The sequence below is a fragment of the Kitasatospora sp. NPDC057015 genome, assembly GCF_042673745.1.
Lineage (GTDB): Bacteria > Actinomycetota > Actinomycetes > Streptomycetales > Streptomycetaceae > Kitasatospora.
Map to the genome: position 1 here is coordinate 37,589 of NZ_JBHUSG010000049.1, position 16,605 is coordinate 54,193.

Sequence of the window (16,605 nt, forward strand, 5' to 3'; positions counted from 1 at the left end):
ACCATGTCCCTTCGGAGGGGTAGACTTGCCTTCGTCTGGCCGGACGCATGTCCGAGCACGCCCGGAGCGCACCTGCGTGGGCTGCCGCAAGCGAGCGGCCAAGCACCAGCTGTTGCGTGTCACGGCGGTCGAGGGCGTCTGCGTCCCCGATCCCCGTGGCGCACTGCCGGGCCGGGGTGCGCACCTGCATCCCGACCCGACCTGCCTCGACCTCGCGGTCCGCCGTCGCGCGTTCCCCAGGGCCTTCCGGCTCCAGGGCACGCTCGACACGGAGCGGCTCCGCGAGTACATCGAGGAGCGGGTTGGCGGCACCCCGGCGCCCTGAGGCTTCCCTCAGGCCCGCCTGGAGGGGGACTCCGCCCGCTACGGCCGCCGTCACCACGGCGGAGAACCACCGCAACAAGCACAGTGCGCGCGTGTATCCGCGCGCCGTGCGATCCAGTCAGGTACCTCGCGATGTGGAAGTAGGTCGAGATTGCGATGAGCACTCGATGAGTACGCGATGAGTACGCGATGGGTACGCCCATGAAGTAGCGACAGTCCGGCGGACGATCACCCCGGACTCATAGACAGGAGTGAAGTGGCTAAGGTCCGGGTTTACGAACTCGCCAAGGAGCTTGGCTTGGAGAGCAAGGCCGTCATGGCCAAGCTCACCGAGCTCGGCGAGTTCGTCCGTTCGGCGTCCTCGACTATCGAGGCGCCGGTCGTACGCAAGTTGACTGACGCGCTTGGTGTGGCCCCCACGGGTGGTTCCGCTGCCAAGCCTGGCCCGCGCAAGCCCGCGGCGCCCCAGCCCGCCGGCGGCTCCGCCGCCGGTTCGGCCGCACCCCGCCCGGGTGCCCCCACGCCGGGACCGCGCCCTGCCGCGACCCCGGGTCCCCGTCCCACCCCGGCCGCCGCGGCTCCCGCCGCCCCGGCCGCCCCCGCCCCGGTGAAGCCGGCCGCCGCCCCGGGCCCGCGCCCGGCCGCGCGTCCGGTCACCCCGGCGGCCCCGGCCGCTCCCGCGGCCGAGTTCTCCTCGCCGGCTCCCGCCGGTGACGCGGCGCCCGCCGCCCCGGAGCGTCCGGCCCAGGCCGCACGTCCGGCCGCGCAGGCCGCCGGTGCCGGCGCCCGTCCGGGCCCGCGCCCGGCCGGTCCGCGCCCCGGCAACAACCCGTTCACCTCGGGCAGTGCCACCGGCATGGCCCGTCCGGGTGACCGTCGTCCGGCCGCGCCGGGTGCCGCTCGTCCGGGTGCCGGTGCTCCGGGTGCCGACCGTGGCGCTCCGCGTCCCGGTGGCGACCGTCCGCGTCCCGCCGGTGCTCCCGGTGCCGACCGTGGCGCTCCGCGTCCCGGTGGCGACCGTCCGCGTCCCGCGGGCGCTCCCGGTGCCGACCGTGGCGCTCCGCGTCCCGGTGGCGACCGTCCGCGTCCCGCCGGTGCTCCGGGTGCCGACCGTGGCGCTCCGCGTCCCGGTGGCGCCGCGCGCCCCGACGGCATGCCGCGTCCGGCCGGTCCGCGTCCGGGTGGGCCCAGCCCGTCCGGCATGCCGCGTCCGAACCCGGGCATGATGCCGCAGCGTCCGGCCGGTCCGGGCCCGCGTCCGGGCCCCGGTGGCCGTGGTCCCGGTGGCCCCGGTGGCCGTCCGGGTGGTCCGGGTGCCGGCGCCGGTGGCGCTCGTCCCGGCTTCGCCGGCCGTCCGGCCGGTCCGGGTTCGCGCCCGGCCGGTGGCGGCTTCGGCGGCCCGCGTCCCGGTGGCGCTCCCGGTGGCGGCGGTGGCTTCGGCCCGCGTCCCGGTGGCTTCGGCGGCCGTCCCGGCGGCCCGGGTGCCCGTGGTGGCACGCAGGGTGCCTTCGGTCGTGGCCCGGGCGGTCGCCCGGCCCGTGCCCGCAAGTCGAAGCGCGCGCGTCGCCAGGAGTACGAGGCCATGCAGGCCCCGTCCGTCGGCGGTGTGATGCTGCCCCGCGGCAACGGCCAGACCGTTCGCCTGTCGAGCGGCGCCTCGCTGATGGACTTCGCGGAGAAGATCAACGCCAACCCGGCCGCGCTCGTCTCGGTGATGTTCAACCTCGGTGAGATGGTCACCGCGACCCAGTCGGTCTCCGACGCCACGCTGCAGCTGCTGGCGGACGAGATGGGCTTCGTCCTGGAGATCGTCAGCCGTGACGACGAGGACCGTGAGCTGCTGGAGTCGTTCGACATCGACTTCGGTGCGAACGAGGGCGACGAGGACATGCTGGAGGCGCGCCCGCCGGTCGTCACCGTCATGGGTCACGTCGACCACGGTAAGACCCGCCTGCTGGACGCCATCCGCAAGACCAACGTGGTGGCCGGCGAGGCCGGTGGCATCACCCAGCACATCGGTGCCTACCAGGTGTCGGCGACGGTGAACGGCGAAGAGCGTCCGATCACCTTCCTCGACACCCCGGGTCACGAGGCGTTCTCCGCCATGCGTGCCCGTGGTGCCAAGTCCACCGACATCGCGATCCTGGTGGTCGCGGCCAACGACGGTGTCATGCCGCAGACGGTCGAGGCGTTGAACCACGCCAAGGCCGCGGGCGTGCCGATCGTGGTCGCCGTCAACAAGATCGACGTCGAGGGCGCCGACCCGACCAAGGTCCGCGGTCAGCTGACCGAGTTCGGTCTGGTGGCGGAGGAGTACGGCGGCGACACCATGTTCGTCGACATCTCCGCGCGCCAGGGTCTGAACATCGACCAGCTGCTGGAGGCGGTCGTCCTGACCGCCGACGCCTCGCTCGACCTGCGGGCCAACCCGGAGCAGGACGCGCAGGGCATCGCCATCGAGGCGCACCTCGACAAGGGCCGCGGCGCCATGGCGACCGTCCTGGTCCAGCGCGGCACGCTGCGCGTCGGCGACTCGATCGTGGTCGGCGACGCCTACGGTCGCGTCCGCGCCATGCTGGACGAGAACGGCAACAGCCTCGCCGAGGCCGGCCCGTCCCGTCCGGTGCTGCTCCTCGGTCTCACCTCGGTGCCCCGCGCCGGCGACAGCTTCATCGTCGTCGACGAGGACCGCACCGCGCGTCAGATCGCCGAGAAGCGCTCGGCCCGTGACCGCAACGCCGCGTTCGCGCAGCGCCGGGTCCGGGTGTCGCTGGAGGACCTCGACAAGGCCATCGCGGCCGGCGAGATCGAGCAGCTCAACCTCATCATCAAGGGTGACGTCTCCGGTTCCGTGGAGGCCCTGGAGGACGCCCTCGTCAAGCTCGACGTGGGCGAGGAGGTCGAGCTCCGCATCCTGCACCGCGGTGTGGGTGCGATCACCGAGTCCGACGTCAACCTGGCGATGGGCTCCGACGCCATCATCATCGGCTTCAACGTGCGCGCCGAAGGCCGTGCCCGTACCGCGGCCGACAAGGAAGGCGTGGACGTCCGGTACTACTCGGTCATCTACCAGGCGATCGAGGAGATCGAGTCGGCCCTCAAGGGCATGCTCAAGCCGGAGTACGAGGAGGTGCGCCTCGGTTCCGCGGAGATCCGCGAGGTGTTCCGCTCCTCCAAGTTCGGCAACATCGCGGGTGTCATCGTCCGCGAGGGCCTGCTGCGCCGCAACGCCAAGGCACGCCTCATCCGCGACGGCAAGGTCATCACGGAGAACCTCACCATCGAGGGCCTGCGTCGTTTCAAGGACGACGCGACCGAGGTCCGCGAGGGCTTCGAGGCCGGTGTGACCCTCGGGTCGTTCAACGACATCAAGGTCGAGGACGTCATCGAGACCTACGAGATGCGCGAGAAGCCGCGCGCGTAGGCGAGTGGTCGGTCCGGGGCCGGTCGGCGGGGAATTTCCCGTCGACCGGCCCCGGTCCACTGTGTAGGGTCCTCGTACATCAGCCCGGTCACCGGGCTCCCCCCGAGGCCTCCAGGTCGGCTTGACCTGTCACACATGTTCGTAGGAACACTCACGTTCGACCTCCTGCTCGGCGACGTCCACTCGCTGAAGGAGAAGCGCTCGATCGTGCGGCCCATCGTGGCCGAGCTGCAGCGCAAGTACAGCGTGTGCGCGGCGGAAGTAGGGAACCAGGATCTGCACCGCAGGGCCGAGATCGGCGTCGCGGTGGTGTCCGGCGAGGCCGGGTTCGTCACCGAGATCCTGGACAGCTGTGAGCGGTTGGTCGCCGGCCGCCCCGAGGTGGAGCTGCTCTCCGTGAGGAGGCGCTACCACGGGGACGACGACGACTGAGATCCGCAGTGGGAGCGGCGGGAGTCGCCACTCTCACACAGATCAGGACCGAGAGCGCCCACAAGGCTGGGCGCGGGCCGGTACGTTGGGGCATGGGCCCCTGAGGGTGAGCTTTCGACCCCCGAGTACCGGGCCCACTGCACGAGGAGGCAACGTGACCGACAAGGCAAGGGCGCGCAAGCTCGCCGACCGCATCCAGGTGGTGGTCGCCGAGACCCTGCAGCGGCGGGTCAAGGACCCGCGACTGGGCTTCGTGACCATCACCGACACCCGGGTCACCGGTGACCTGCGGGAGGCCACCATCTTCTACACGGTCTACGGCGACGAGACCGAGCGCCAGGCCGCGGCCGCCGGGCTGGAGAGCGCCAAGGGCATTCTCCGCAGCACCGTCGGCAAGGAGACCGGTGTGCGCCACACCCCGTCCCTGACCTTCGTCGCGGACGCCCTGCCGGACAACGCCCGCAACATCGACGACCTGCTCGACCGGGCCCGGCAGATCGACGCCGAGGTGCGCACCACGGCGACCGGGAAGTCGTACGCCGGAGAGGCGGACCCGTACAAGGTCCCGGCCTCCGAGCGTGACGACGAGGACGAGTAGTCATGGCCGGCGAGCCGGCGGTGGCCGACTCCGTGGTGAGTGCAGCGGCAGACGGCGCGGCGGCGGCCGGCGGGACTTCGGGGGCGTCCTCCACCAACTCGGTGGAGGGTGCCCTCGCGGTGCTTCCGGGCCCGCGCGCCGAGGTCCCGGGCTTCGAGCTGGTCTGGCAGCAGGTCGTGGCCGAGATCGGGCGCGCCCGCTCCATCGACCTGATCTGCCACATCTGCCCCGACGGTGACGCGCTCGGCTCGGCCCTCGCGGCCGGCCTCGCGCTGCGCTCGCTCGGCCACGAGGTGCGGGTCTCCTTCGGGGACGACCCGCAGATCGTCCCCGAGTCGCTGGCCTTCCTGCCCGGGCAGGAGCTGATCGTCCCGGCCGCCGACGTCCCCGACGTCCCCGACCTGGTGCTCTGCTTCGACGTGGCCTCCGAGGGGCGGCTCGGGCTGCTCCACGGGAAGGCCTTCGCCGCGCCGGTGCTGGTGGTCGTCGACCACCACGCCTCCAACCCCGGCTTCGGTACCCACCAGCTGATCGATCCGACCGCGCCGGCGACCGCCGTGCTGGTGGACGAGCTGCTGCGGCGCCTGGGCGTACCGCTCGACCAGGACCTGGCGACCTGCCTCTACACCGGCGTGGCCACCGACACCGGCTCGTTCAAGTACGCCGCCACCACCCCGGCCACCCACGAACTCGCCGGTCGGCTGCTGGCCACCGGCATCCGGCACGACCTGATCTCGCGGCAGCTCTGGGACACCTCCTCCTTCGGCTACCTCAAGGTCCTCGCCGGCGCGCTGGAGCGGGCGGTCTTCGAGCCGGACGCGGCCGGCGGCCTCGGGCTGGTCTGGAGCTGGGTCCCGTACGAGGACCTGGCCCTGTTCAGCGTCACCGTGGAGGAGATCGAGGGCCTGATCGACATCCTGCGCCGCCCGGCCGAGGCCGAGGTCGCGCTCGTCCTCAAGCAGGACCCGGACGGCACCCTGCGCGGCTCCTCCCGTTCCAAGGGCGCGGTGGACGTCGCCCGCGTCTGCGCCGAGCTGGGCGGCGGCGGGCACACCTTCGCGGCCGGGTTCTCCACCCGGGAGGACGTCGCGACCGTGGTGGCGCGCTTCCGGGCGGCGCTGGACGCGGCCGGCGGCCCGGCCGCCGGGTGACCGACGGCGGCCCGCCCGTCCGGCTCCGCACCCGTGGCGTCCGCCTCCTTCCGCACGTCCTCCACCGCCCGTCCGCTGTTGCACGTCCTGGAGAAATGAACCGATGAAGCGCAAGGGAACCGGCCCCGACGGCCTGGTCATCGTCGACAAGCCGGAGGGCATCACCTCGCACGGGGTAGTGGCCAAGATGCGGTGGCTGGCCGGCACCCGCAAGGTCGGCCACGCCGGCACGCTGGACCCGATGGCCACCGGAGTGCTGGTCATCGGCGTCGAGCGGGCCACCAGGCTGCTCGGGCACCTGATGCTCACCGCCAAGACCTACGAGGCCACGGTGCGGCTCGGCCAGGACACCGTCACCGACGACCGCGAGGGCGAGGTCACCTCCTCGACCCCCGCCACCGGGGTGACCAGGCAGGCCGTGGACGCCGGGGTGGCGAAGCTGACCGGCGAGATCATGCAGGTGCCGTCCAAGGTCAGCGCCATCAAGATCGACGGCAAGCGGTCCTACACCCGGGTGCGCGAGGGCGAGGACTTCGAGATCCCCGCCCGGGCGACCACCATCCACTCCTTCACCGTGCACGAGCTGCGCGAGGCCGTGGCCGAGGACGGGACGCCGGTGGTCGACCTGGACGTCACCGTGGAGTGCTCCTCCGGGTCGTACATCCGGGCGCTGGCGCGCGACCTCGGGGCCGACCTCGGGGTCGGCGGCCACCTGACCGCCCTGCGCCGCACCAGGGTCGGCCCGTACTCGGTGGAGTCGGCCCGCACGCTGGAGCAGCTGGAGGAGAAGCTGGAGGTGCTGCCGATCGGCGAGGCCGCCGCGGCGGCCTTCCCCCGCTGGGACATCGACGCCGACCAGGCCAGACTGCTCGCCAACGGCATGAAGCTGAAGGCCCCCGGGCTGGGGGTGGACGGCCCGATCGCCGTCTTCGGCCCGGAGGAGCGGTTCCTGGCGCTGGTGGAGGAGAAGGGCGGCCACGCCCGCCCGGTCGCCGTCTTCGTCGGCTGAGCCTGCGGCCCGCCCGCCGCACCGCGGGCCGGTGCTCGGCACCTTCGGCCGCCTTCGCGAGCCCGTACGCGCACGTCGCGTACGGGCTCGCGCCGTCTGCGGGCCCGGCCCTGCACCCCCGCCCGTTCCGGTCGGCCCGCACCCCCACCCGGGACGGGGCTCACCCGGACGGGCGAGCGCGCGAGGTGAACCGGGGTGGTGAACGGCGCGCGCGGGGTCGTGCGGGCACCGGGGCGGGCAGACTCCCGGGCGGCCGGGCACGACGGCCGTGGCGGGCCCGCCCAGGGCCCGCACGGCCCTTCGGGAAGGGCGGCGCCGATGACGGGTGGCCTGGGCGGTGCTGCGCCGGCGGATCCGGGGCGGTCCCTGGTCCGGATCCACGACCTGGCGGGCCGCCTGCGGGGCATCGGCTTCGTCGCCGACCCGCAGGGCACCGTCCTGACCGCGCACGAGGTGGTGGCGGGCCTCGACCGGGTGGTCCTGCACACCCCCGGCGGCCAGACCCGGGTGCTCGGAGCGGACAGCGTGCTGCTGCTGCCCGGTGCCGGGCTCGCCCTGCTGAGGACCGACCGCGTCGGCGGCCTGCCGCTCCCGCCGCTGCCGCTGGCCGCCGCCGAGGCGGGTCGGCCGGTCGCGGTGCCGTGGCTGCCCGGCGGGCGCGAGCGACCCGGCCTGCTGCGCGGCGGTGTGCTGGGCACCACCGCCGCGATGTACGCCCCGGGTGAGGGCTTCCAGGTGATCGGGGGAGTGCTGCTGCTCGACCTGCCGCAGCCGGCCGGGCCGCCACCGGCGGGCGCGCCCGTCCTGGACGCCGGCAGCGGCGCCGTGCTCGGCGTGCTCTGCCCCGCCCTGCGCAGCCCGCACCCGGTCGCGGAGCCCCCCGTCACCGCCCTGGCCGCCGTACCGGACGCCGCCGACCCGGACCTGGCCCGGCTGCTCGCCCGCAACGCGGCCGGCGTGCCGGGCCTCGGGCGGGCGCTCAACCTGGGCGGCGTCCTGCGCCTGGCCGCCGCCCAGCTGGCCGCGGCCGGCGCCGGCCCGGGCGCCGCCGCCGACCTCGCGGCCGACCGGGTCGACCGGCCGGACGGACTGGTCGGGGAGGAACCGCGGGCCACCGTCACCGCCCTGCTCGGCGCCCCGGGCAGCGGCCGCACGACCGAGCTCGCCGCGCTGGCCCTCCGGCGCGCCGGCGCTGCCCGGCCGTTGCCGACGCTCTGGCTGCGCGGCGCCGACCTGCGCGCCGCCGACCGCTCGCTCGCCGAGCCGGTCGGGCGGGCGCTGGGGCACGCCGCCCGGTTGCTCGCCGCCGAGCTGCCCGGTGCGGGGCCCGCCCCGGACCCGGCCGCGGTGGCCCGGCTCTGCTCGGCCGCGCACCGGCCGCTGCTGGTGATCCTGGACGCCCCCGAGGAGGCTCCCGCGCCGCTCGACGCGGCCTGGTTGCGGGCCGCCACCGGCTGGTTGGAGGAGTGCGGGGCCCGGCTGCTGACGGCCTGCGGCCCGGACGCCTGGGAGCAGCTGCGGCCCGCCCCGGCCGACCCGCCCGCCGGGGAACCCGCGGAGCCGCCCCGCGTGCACCGGCTCGGCCCGCTGCCGGCCGAGGCCGCCGACCGGGCCCGCCGCCGCTACGGCCTGCCCGCCGGCCGGCTGGCCGCCGCCGACGCGCGCCACCCCTTGGCCCTGCGACTGGCCGGGGAGCTCCGGGCGGCGGGCGTCGAGGGCGAGCCCGCCTCGCGCGGGGACCTCTTCGCCGGCTACCTCGACCTGCGCTGTCTGGCCGTGGCCCGGCGGATCGCCGGCGCCGCGGCGCCCCGGCGGGCGGGCGCGCACCGCCGGGGCGGGCCGCCGCCGGCGGCCGAGGAGTGCGGGCGACTGCGGCGGCTCGCCACGGCGGTGGCCGGCCGGGTGCACGAGGCCGCCCGGCGGATGCTCGGCCCGGGGCACGGCGCCCTCGGCCGCGACGCCTTCGAGGAGCTGTTCCCGGTGGCCGGCGGCTGGGCCGCGGCGGTGCTGGCGGAGCGGCTGTTCGTGCCGGCCGGCTCCGGGTACCGGCCGGCCCACGAGGAGTTCGCCGACTGGCTGCAGGGGCTGCACCTGGACCTGGACGCGGCCCTGCGGCTGCTGCTCGCCGAGCCGGACGGGCCGGACGAGCCAGCCGAGCCGGACGAGCTGGATGGGCCGGACGCGCCGGCCGGGGGCGGCCCTCAACGGCCGGACGGCGGCGGGCCCGTCCTGGGGGTGGTGGCCCGGCACCGCGCCGGGCCGGTGACGGCCGCCCTGCGCGCCCTCGGCGAGCAGCGTGGGCCGGTGGCGCTCGACCCGTGGCTGCACCGGCTCCGGCAGGCCCTCGACCGCCGGCCGTCCGACGGGGAGGCGGCCTGGTGGGCGGGCCGGCTGCTGGCGGCGGGCCTGACCGCCGGCCCGGAGCCGGTCGCGCACCGCGCGCTGCTGAACGCCCTGGCGGACGCCCTCGCGGACCGGCACGCGGACGGCGCTGTGGTTGCAGGGGCCGATGGGGCCGCAGAGGCCGCGCGGGCCGGGGCGGCCGGTGGCGGCGGGCCGGTGGCGCGCGGGTACGGCCGCTTCGGGCCGGACTTCTGGCTGGGGCTGGGCCTCCCGCCGGAGGCCGAACTCGACCTGCTCCGCCGCCTGGTCCGCGCCGACGGCCCCGAGCAGTCCTTCCTCGCCGCCACCGCCCGGCGGCTGCGCGCCGACCCGGCCGCGGTGATCCCGCTGCTCTGCGCCTGGTTCGACGACCCGGGGGCGCTGCCGCACCGGCCCGGCGCCACCGTGGCCGACCTCGCCCACGAGCTGCTGTACACCCACCGCAGGCTCGCCCTGGACGATCTGACGGACCGGCTGGCCGACGCCGCCCACCCCCGCGCCGACGCGCTCCTGCTGCTGCTGGCCGCCGAGGAGCCCTCCGCGCTCTGCCGGGCCGTCGACCGCTGGAGCCACGACCCCCGCCCCGAACGCCACGTCGCGGCGGCCGTGCACGCCCTGCGGACCGCCCCCCACGCCCACGGCCCCGGGGCCGAACTGCTGGGCCACAGCGCGCTCGCACTGCTCGCCCGGGAGGACGAACCGGCCCTGCACGGCGCCGCGCTGGCCCTGCTGGTACGGGCGCCGCAGACCCGAGACGGGTACCTGGAGCGGGCCCTGGCCGCGTACGGCGAGGACGATCCCTTCGTCACGGCCGAGGTGCTGGCCCCGGCCCTGGAGAGCCACCCGGAGGCGGTGCTCGCCGCCCTGGCACGGCGGCTCGCGGCCCCGGGGGCGGCGCCGGCCGAGGCACTGCGGGTGCTGGCCGCGGCGGGCGGGCCGGAGGTGGCGCGGCGCGGTGCCGAGCTGGCCGGGGCACTGCTGAGGGAGCGTCCGGAGCGGGCCGCGCTGGTCGCCGTCGAGTACCTGGACGGGCGGCTGCGGCGGCTGCCCGTCCGGTCGGGGGCGCCGGCGGACCTGCGGGCGCTGGTGGAGGGTGTGCTGACGACGCGCCCGGCCGTCCGGCGGGCGTTCGTCGAGGTGCTGGCCGTCGGGGGAGCCCCGGCCCGGGGCGAGCTGCTGGCCGGCCTGCTGGCGGCCGAGAGCGATCCGGCGGTGCTGACGGCCGCGCTGGAGCGGCTGGCCGAGCACTGCGCGGGACACGACCAGGCGCGGGTCCGGCAGGTGGTGGCGGGTGCCTGCGCCGCGCTGCTGGAGGCCGACGAGGTGCTGGTGCGCTGCGCGGGCCGGTCGGCGGTGTTCGCCCTGCTGCTGGCGCAGTGGCCGCCGGACTGCGTTCCGGCCGCGCCCGACGGGCCGGGGCTGGCCCGGATGCGGGCTCTGGTGGCGGCCGGCCGCGATCCCCAGTACGCCGCCGCGGAGGCGGAGCGGGAGCCGGGCGCGGGGGGTCGGCCGGCGGCGCCGCAGCCGCTCGTCCGGGCGTCGCAGCGGCGAACCGGCCTTCCGGTGCCGAAGCAGGGGCGGGCGCATGGGACGCTATAGGGGTTCGGATGTGAGCGTTTGAGCGTGCAGAAGGTACGCGTCGTACGGAACAAGGAGCGGTCAGGGTGCAGCGCTGGCGTGGCCTGGAGGAGATCCCCGGCGACTGGGGACGCAGCGTCGTCACCATCGGCTCGTTCGACGGGGTGCACCGCGGGCATCAGCTGATCATCAACCGGGCCGTCGAGCGGGCCCGTGAGCTGGGCGCCAAGGCGGTCGTGGTGACCTTCGACCCGCACCCCAGCGAGGTCGTCCGGCCGGGCAGCCACCCGGCGCTGCTCGCCCCGCAGCCGCGTCGGGCGGAACTGATCGCGGCGCTGGGCGTGGACGCGGTGCTGGTGCTCCCGTTCACCTTCGAGCTCTCGCAGGAGTCCCCGGAGGCGTTCGTCCAGCAGGTGCTGGTGGACGCGCTGCACGCGCGGACCGTGATCGAGGGGCCCAACTTCCGCTTCGGGCACAAGGCCGCGGGCAACGTCGACCTGCTCGCCAAGCTCGGCCGGGGGGCGGACTTCGACGTCGAGGTGGTCGACCTGCAGGTGTGCGGATCGGCCGGCGGCGGCGAGCCGTTCTCCTCGACCCTCACCCGCCGGCTGGTCGCGTCCGGCGACCTGGCCGGCGCCGCCGAGGTGCTCGGCCGCCCGCACCGGGTGGAGGGCGTGGTGGTGCGCGGGGCGCAGCGCGGTCGCGAGCTCGGCTACCCGACCGCCAACGTGGAGACGGTGCCGCACAGCGCGATCCCCGCCGACGGCGTCTACGCGGGTTGGCTGACCGCCGGCGGCGAGGCGATGCCGGCCGCCATCTCGGTCGGCACCAACCCGACCTTCGACGGCACCGCCCGCACCGTCGAGGCGTACGCCATCGACCGGGTCGGCCTGGACCTGTACGGGATGCACGTCGCGGTGGACTTCCTGGTGTACCTGCGCGGCATGGAGAAGTTCGACTCGATCGACGCGCTGCTGGTGCGGATGGCCGACGACGTCGAGCGGGCCCGCGAGCTCACCGGGGCGGGCACCGCCACCGGCTGACAGGCGTCGGCTGACGTGCGCCGGCGAGCGGAACGACTAGCGGAACGACGGAAGGGCCCGCCGACCTCGGAACGACGAGGTCGGCGGGCCCTTCCCGATGGCGACCGGGCGCTGCCCGGGGCTACTGCTGCGGTGGCGGCGGGTAGCCGTAACCGCCCTGCGGGGGCTGCTGCTGCGCCCACTCCTGCGGGGGCTGCTGCTGGGGCGCGCCCGGCTGGGGCGGGTAGCCGTACCCCGGCGGGGGCGGCGGCGCCTGGCCGGGCTGGGGAGCCCAGGGGGCGCCCGGTGCGGGCTGGCCCGGCTGCTGCTGCGGGGGGTAGCCGCCCTGGCCCTGCTGGGGGTACTGCTGCTGCTGGCTCCACTCGCCCGGCTGCCCCTGCTGCGGGTAGGGCTGGCCGGGGTAGGGGGCGGCGGCCTGCTGCTGCCAGCCGCCGGCCTGCTGACCGGCGGCGTGCTGGGCCCGCATGATGTCCTCGCCGACCAGGGTGGCCAGCTCGAAGTAGGACTCCCGGACCTTGGGGCGCATCATGTCGAGGTTGACCTCGGCGCCGGCCGCCAGGCTCTCGTCGAAGGGCACCACCACGACGCCGCGGCAGCGGGTCTGGAAGTGCGCGACGATGTCCTCGACCTTGATCATCTTGCTGGTCTCGCGGACCCCGGACACCACCGTGATGGAGCGCTGCACCAGGTCCGCGTACCCGTGCGCGGAGAGCCAGTCCAGGGTGGTGGAGGCGCTGCTGGCACCGTCCACGCTGGGGGTGGAGACGATGATCAGCTGGTCGGCGAGGTCCAGCACCCCGCGCATCGCGCTGTACAGCAGCCCGGTGCCCGAGTCGGTCAGGATGATCGGGTACTGCCGGCCCAGCACGTCGATGACCTGGCGGTAGTCCGAGTCGTTGAAGGTGGTCGAGACGGCCGGGTCCACGTCGTTCGCCAGGATCTCCAGGCCCGAGTGCAGGTCCTGCGAGGTGAACTGGCGGATGTCCATGTAGCTGCGCAGGTGCGGGATGGCCGTCACCAGGTCGCGGATGGTCGCGCCGGTCTGCCGCTTCACCCGGCGGCCGAGCGTGCCCGCGTCCGGGTTGGCGTCGATCGCGATCACCTTGTCCTGGCGCTCGCTGGCCAGCGTGGCCCCGAGCGAGGTGGTGGTCGTGGTCTTGCCGACGCCGCCCTTGAGGCTGATCACCGCGATCCGGTAGCAGCTCATCACCGGCGTCCGGATGATCTCCAGCTTGCGGGCCCGGTCCGCCGCCGCGGCCTTCCCGCCGAACTGGAAGCGCGACTGCTGGCGCTGCTGCTTCGGCTGGCTGCGCAGCAGCCGGTCCGAGGAGAGCTCCACGGCGGCGGTGTAGCCGAGCGGAGCGCCGTGCGCGGTCTGCTGCGGCGGCCCGGCCTGCTGGAACGCGGCCGGCGCCTGCGGGACACCGCCCTGCTGCGGCCAGCCCGGCTGGCCGCCCTGCTGGGGCTGCGCCGGCGGCTGGTAGGCGTTCGGCTGCGGCCAGCCGCCCTGGCGCGGGTCGACCGGCGGACCCGGCTGCTGCCCCTGCTGCGGGGGCTGCGGGGGTTGCTGCTGAGGCTGCTGTTGCTGGGGTGCCTGCTGCTGCGCCCACGGGGCCTGCTGCTGCTCCTGGCCGGGGAACTGCGGCTGGGGCGCCTGCTGCTGGACCTGCGGCGGGAACGGCTGCTGCGGCTGCTGGTACTGCTGCTGCGGGGCCTGCGGCGGGTAGGGCTGCTGCCCCTGACCCTGCTGCTGTCCCTGCTGCTGGGCGTACGGGGCCTGGTACTGCTGCGCCTCGGGTGCCGGCGCCCATGCCTGCTGCTCCGGAGCGGGGGCCCACGGCTGCTGCGGCTGCTCGGGAGCGGGAGCGGGAGCGGGAGCGGGCCCGGGTGCGGCGGCCTGCTGCACCGGCGCCGGTGCGGGGGTCGCTACGGGAGCGGCGGCCTGCTGCACCGGCGGCGCGGTGGCCTCCGCCGGAGCGGGGACGGCGGGGGCGGGGACGACGGGGGCCGGGGCAGCCGGCTGCTGCTCGGCGGCCTGCGGGTGGGCCGGTACCGGAGCCGGTTCCGGCGCCGCGACGACGGGTTCGGGCGTGCCGGCGGCGACCGGCGGCACCGGAGCGGGCGCGCCGACCGGCAGCGGTGCGGGCGTCGGCCCGGTCGCCTCGGCGGGCACCGGCTGGGCCGGGACGGCGGGCGGCTGAGGAGCCTGAGGCGCCTGCGACGGCTGAGGCGCAGGTGGCGCCTGGGTGGCCGCCGGCGCGGCCGGCTCGCTCTGGGTGTACCAGGACGGGGGAGTGTAGTCGGGCGCGTCGGACCAGTCGTCGTCGTCCTCCGCCGCGTTGTCGCCGACGTAGACGCCGTCCCGATCGCTGCTCACTTGGGCTCCCTCGTGTTCGCCGCCGCTGGTCGCGGTGCCGTTGCACCTCAAGATTAGGACGTGAATCGGCCCGCGCTGAAGGCGGTGTCTCATCTTGTCCGGGCAACGCCCTCTTCGGAGTGACGCGCGGGCTCCGGCCCGACGCGGCACCGGTGGCCCGGCCTCAGTCCATCCGGCGGGGGGCGCCCAGGACCTGGGTCTCGGCCTGACCGGCCACGGTCCGCACGTACTGACGCCGCATCCGGGTCGCCCAGAGCGTCAGGTCCTCCCCGAGGGTGGGCAGCGAGAGCACGTCCTGGTCTCCCAGCGAGAGCAGCCGGCCGACCAGCTCCGCCTCCTGGGGGGAGATCCGCTGCAGCCCGACCAGGTCGGCCGCGTTCAGCACCCGCGCGGCGTTCGGCCCGAGGTACGGCAGCAGGGTCAGGGTGGTCTGCCAGGGCGCGGCCGACAGCCGGCTGCGCGGCGGACGGGCGCCGAGGTCGCGGACCACCAGGACCGGCGAGGCCACCGAGGCGCCCTGCGGCCCGAGCCGGCCCACCTGGTGCACGGTCACGCACGGCTGGCCGCCGCCCGCGGCCTGCGCCATCGGGGCCCACAGCTGCGGACGGGCGGTCTCGACCGCGATCCGGGCGCCGGTGGCGGCCGCCCGCAGCGCGATGATCTGCGCGGTCCAGACCCCGCCGACCAGCACCAGGTCGTAGGCGGTGGGCCGGAACAGGCCGAGGACGGCCGGCTGTTGCTGCGGGTCGACGCCGATCACGACGCCGTCGTCGCCGACCGGGAAGGCCATCGCGCCGAGGTCCTCGGGGTTGAGGACGTGCTTCTCGCGCCTGGGCCCGCGCAGGCCGAACCCGGGCAGGATCCGCGGCCGGGGCCGGGCCTGCTCGGCGCCCGGGGCGGGGGCCGCGGCGGTGGGGTAGGTCTGGTACGCCATCAGGAAGTCCCTCCCAGGGGCAGCGTGGCGAGCAGGCCGGGCGCCTGCTCCAGGTCGAGCCGGGCGAGGCCGAGGCCGGCGCTCTGCGCACGCGCCTCCACCAGCCGCCCGACCTGGGCGACCTCGCTCTCGCTGCGTCCGGTGACCCGCACGTGCCCGCTGATCGCCACCGAGCCGCCGGTGCCCCGGCTGGCCGTCAGGCTGAAGGTGCTGGCCAGCGCGGGGGTGCCGGTGACCAGGTTGACGAGGTCGGGTGCCGCGATCCGTCCCGGGGTTCCGCCCGGGCGGCTCAGCTGCGGCCACCTGGAGATCCAGTACGTGCTGTGCCAGCGGTCGTCGATCCGCCAGAACTTGGCGCTCTCCTGGGTGCGGCGGGCGTTGGCACCGCCACCGCCGGTGCCCTGACGTCCCGCCACCGCGATCGGGTTGGCGCAGGTGGAGATGGCCAGCGCGGCGATCAGCTCGCGCTCGTCCAGCACGGTGGCGCTGAAGCCGGCCCCGTTGAGCCGCCCCGCCAGCTGGTCGGTGACGCGCTGGAGGGCCTTGCGGGCGCCGTCCTCGCCGCCGCCGCGGGCGAGCACGGCGGTGGAGGCCTGCTCCGGGTTGAGCTTGAGGGCGACCCAGGTGAGCCGCAGGCCGGGGGTGGCGGTGCCGTCCGGAAGCTGCTGGTAGGCGCGGGCCGCCAGCGACTGGTCGGGCAGGTGCGGCGCCGGTGCGGGCTGGGTGTGCTGGACCAACTGCACGGACTCCAGGGCGATGTCGTCCACCTGGAGGGCCGAGCAGATGACGTCCAGCGGCAGCGGGAGGGCGGTGCGCACCGGGCGCAGCGGCTGGTCCTTCGCCTGGACGAGCAGGATCGAGCTCAGGAAGGTGCCGTCGCCGACCATGCCGGTCTCGCGGCGCACCGGCCGGCCGCCGAAGTCGGTCTCGGTGGCGTGGGTGCAGGTGCGCAGGGCGGGTTCGAGCTCCAGCGCCGGGGCCAGTGCCGGGTCGGTGCCGGCCGGCGGGATGTTGTCCGCGGCCTTCCTGCGGCGGCCCTTGAGCGCGGAACGCACGCGCAGCGCCTCGGGGATGCTGCGCCCGCGCAGCGGGATCAGGGCGACCACGACCAGGGCCGCGGAGAGCACCGCGAACGCGCCGGCGGCGGCCTTGCCGATCGTCCAGCCGACCGCGACCAGCGCCACGGCGACCTCGACCAGGACGATCTGCTGCAGCCTCAACCGGCCTCCCAGCAGCCCGGGCCGGGGGTGGATCCTGACCGGCACCGCGGCGGTCGGAGCGCTCGGCGCAGCCTGCGCGGGCTGGTCCCGCCGGCTTCCGCGACTCGCGCCCCGCCTCTGCGATGTACTGCGG

11 protein-coding genes are annotated in these 16,605 nt (G+C 75.8%); 8 read left to right on the forward strand and 3 right to left on the reverse strand.

Annotation, left to right across the window (positions count from 1 at the left end; translation table 11 throughout):
* Positions 1–25: 25 nt before the first annotated feature.
* From ACFTWP_RS33340 to ACFTWP_RS33375, 8 genes are all read left to right on the forward strand, one after another.
* Positions 26–325 (forward strand): YlxR family protein, encoded by a 300-nt coding sequence (locus tag ACFTWP_RS33340; RefSeq protein WP_380268720.1) that lies wholly within the window; start codon positions 26–28, stop codon positions 323–325.
* A 255-nt stretch (positions 326–580) separates the two neighbouring features.
* Positions 581–3,748 (forward strand): translation initiation factor IF-2, encoded by a 3,168-nt coding sequence (gene infB, locus ACFTWP_RS33345; protein WP_380268721.1) that lies wholly within the window; start codon positions 581–583, stop codon positions 3,746–3,748.
* 135 nt (positions 3,749–3,883) lie between these two features.
* The gene (locus ACFTWP_RS33350) at positions 3,884–4,180 is read left to right on the forward strand and encodes a DUF503 domain-containing protein (RefSeq protein WP_380268722.1); all 297 of its coding nucleotides are present in this window, start codon (positions 3,884–3,886) and stop codon (positions 4,178–4,180) included.
* Positions 4,181–4,334: 154 nt separating this feature from the next.
* A complete protein-coding gene (gene rbfA, locus ACFTWP_RS33355; RefSeq protein WP_380268723.1) occupies positions 4,335–4,778 on the forward strand; it encodes a 30S ribosome-binding factor RbfA in 444 nt (147 codons plus the stop codon).
* A gap of 2 nt (positions 4,779–4,780) precedes the next feature.
* Positions 4,781–5,929 (forward strand): bifunctional oligoribonuclease/PAP phosphatase NrnA, encoded by a 1,149-nt coding sequence (locus ACFTWP_RS33360; RefSeq protein ID WP_380268724.1) that lies wholly within the window; start codon positions 4,781–4,783, stop codon positions 5,927–5,929.
* A gap of 103 nt (positions 5,930–6,032) precedes the next feature.
* Positions 6,033–6,938: a tRNA pseudouridine(55) synthase TruB gene (gene truB / locus ACFTWP_RS33365; RefSeq protein WP_380268725.1), complete on the forward strand. Its 906-nt coding sequence runs from the start codon at positions 6,033–6,035 to the stop codon at positions 6,936–6,938.
* 318 nt (positions 6,939–7,256) lie between these two features.
* On the forward strand, positions 7,257–10,919 hold the full coding sequence (locus ACFTWP_RS33370) for a trypsin-like peptidase domain-containing protein (RefSeq protein WP_380268726.1): 3,663 nt from the start codon (positions 7,257–7,259) through the stop codon (positions 10,917–10,919).
* Between the two features lie 65 nt (positions 10,920–10,984).
* On the forward strand, positions 10,985–11,941 hold the full coding sequence (locus ACFTWP_RS33375) for a bifunctional riboflavin kinase/FAD synthetase (RefSeq protein ID WP_380268727.1): 957 nt from the start codon (positions 10,985–10,987) through the stop codon (positions 11,939–11,941).
* Between the two features lie 121 nt (positions 11,942–12,062).
* Here the strand turns inward: ACFTWP_RS33375 and ACFTWP_RS33380 are convergent, their stop codons facing one another.
* The 3 genes from ACFTWP_RS33380 to eccE form a co-directional block, all read right to left on the reverse strand.
* Entirely contained in the window at positions 12,063–14,318 is a 2,256-nt protein-coding gene (locus ACFTWP_RS33380; RefSeq protein ID WP_380268728.1) for a MinD/ParA family protein, read from the reverse strand.
* 163 nt (positions 14,319–14,481) lie between these two features.
* Positions 14,482–15,252 (reverse strand): hypothetical protein, encoded by a 771-nt coding sequence (locus ACFTWP_RS33385; protein WP_380268729.1) that lies wholly within the window; start codon positions 15,250–15,252, stop codon positions 14,482–14,484.
* Positions 15,252–16,472, reverse strand: coding sequence for a type VII secretion protein EccE (gene eccE / locus ACFTWP_RS33390; RefSeq protein WP_380268730.1), 1,221 nt, complete (start codon positions 16,470–16,472; stop codon positions 15,252–15,254). Before eccE ends, ACFTWP_RS33385 begins: the two co-directional genes overlap by 1 nt.
* Positions 16,473–16,605: the final 133 nt, after the last annotated feature.

Bases quoted from the DNA above. Each gene is read 5' to 3' on its own strand.
- ACFTWP_RS33350 (WP_380268722.1), top strand. From the start codon at position 3,884: ATGTTCGTAGGAACACTCACGTTCGACCTCCTGCTCGGCGACGTCCAC.
- ACFTWP_RS33360 (WP_380268724.1), top strand. From the start codon at position 4,781: ATGGCCGGCGAGCCGGCGGTGGCCGACTCCGTGGTGAGTGCAGCGGCA.
- ACFTWP_RS33385 (WP_380268729.1), bottom strand. From the start codon at position 15,252: ATGGCGTACCAGACCTACCCCACCGCCGCGGCCCCCGCCCCGGGCGCC.
- truB (WP_380268725.1), top strand. From the start codon at position 6,033: ATGAAGCGCAAGGGAACCGGCCCCGACGGCCTGGTCATCGTCGACAAG.
- ACFTWP_RS33370 (WP_380268726.1), top strand. From the start codon at position 7,257: ATGACGGGTGGCCTGGGCGGTGCTGCGCCGGCGGATCCGGGGCGGTCC.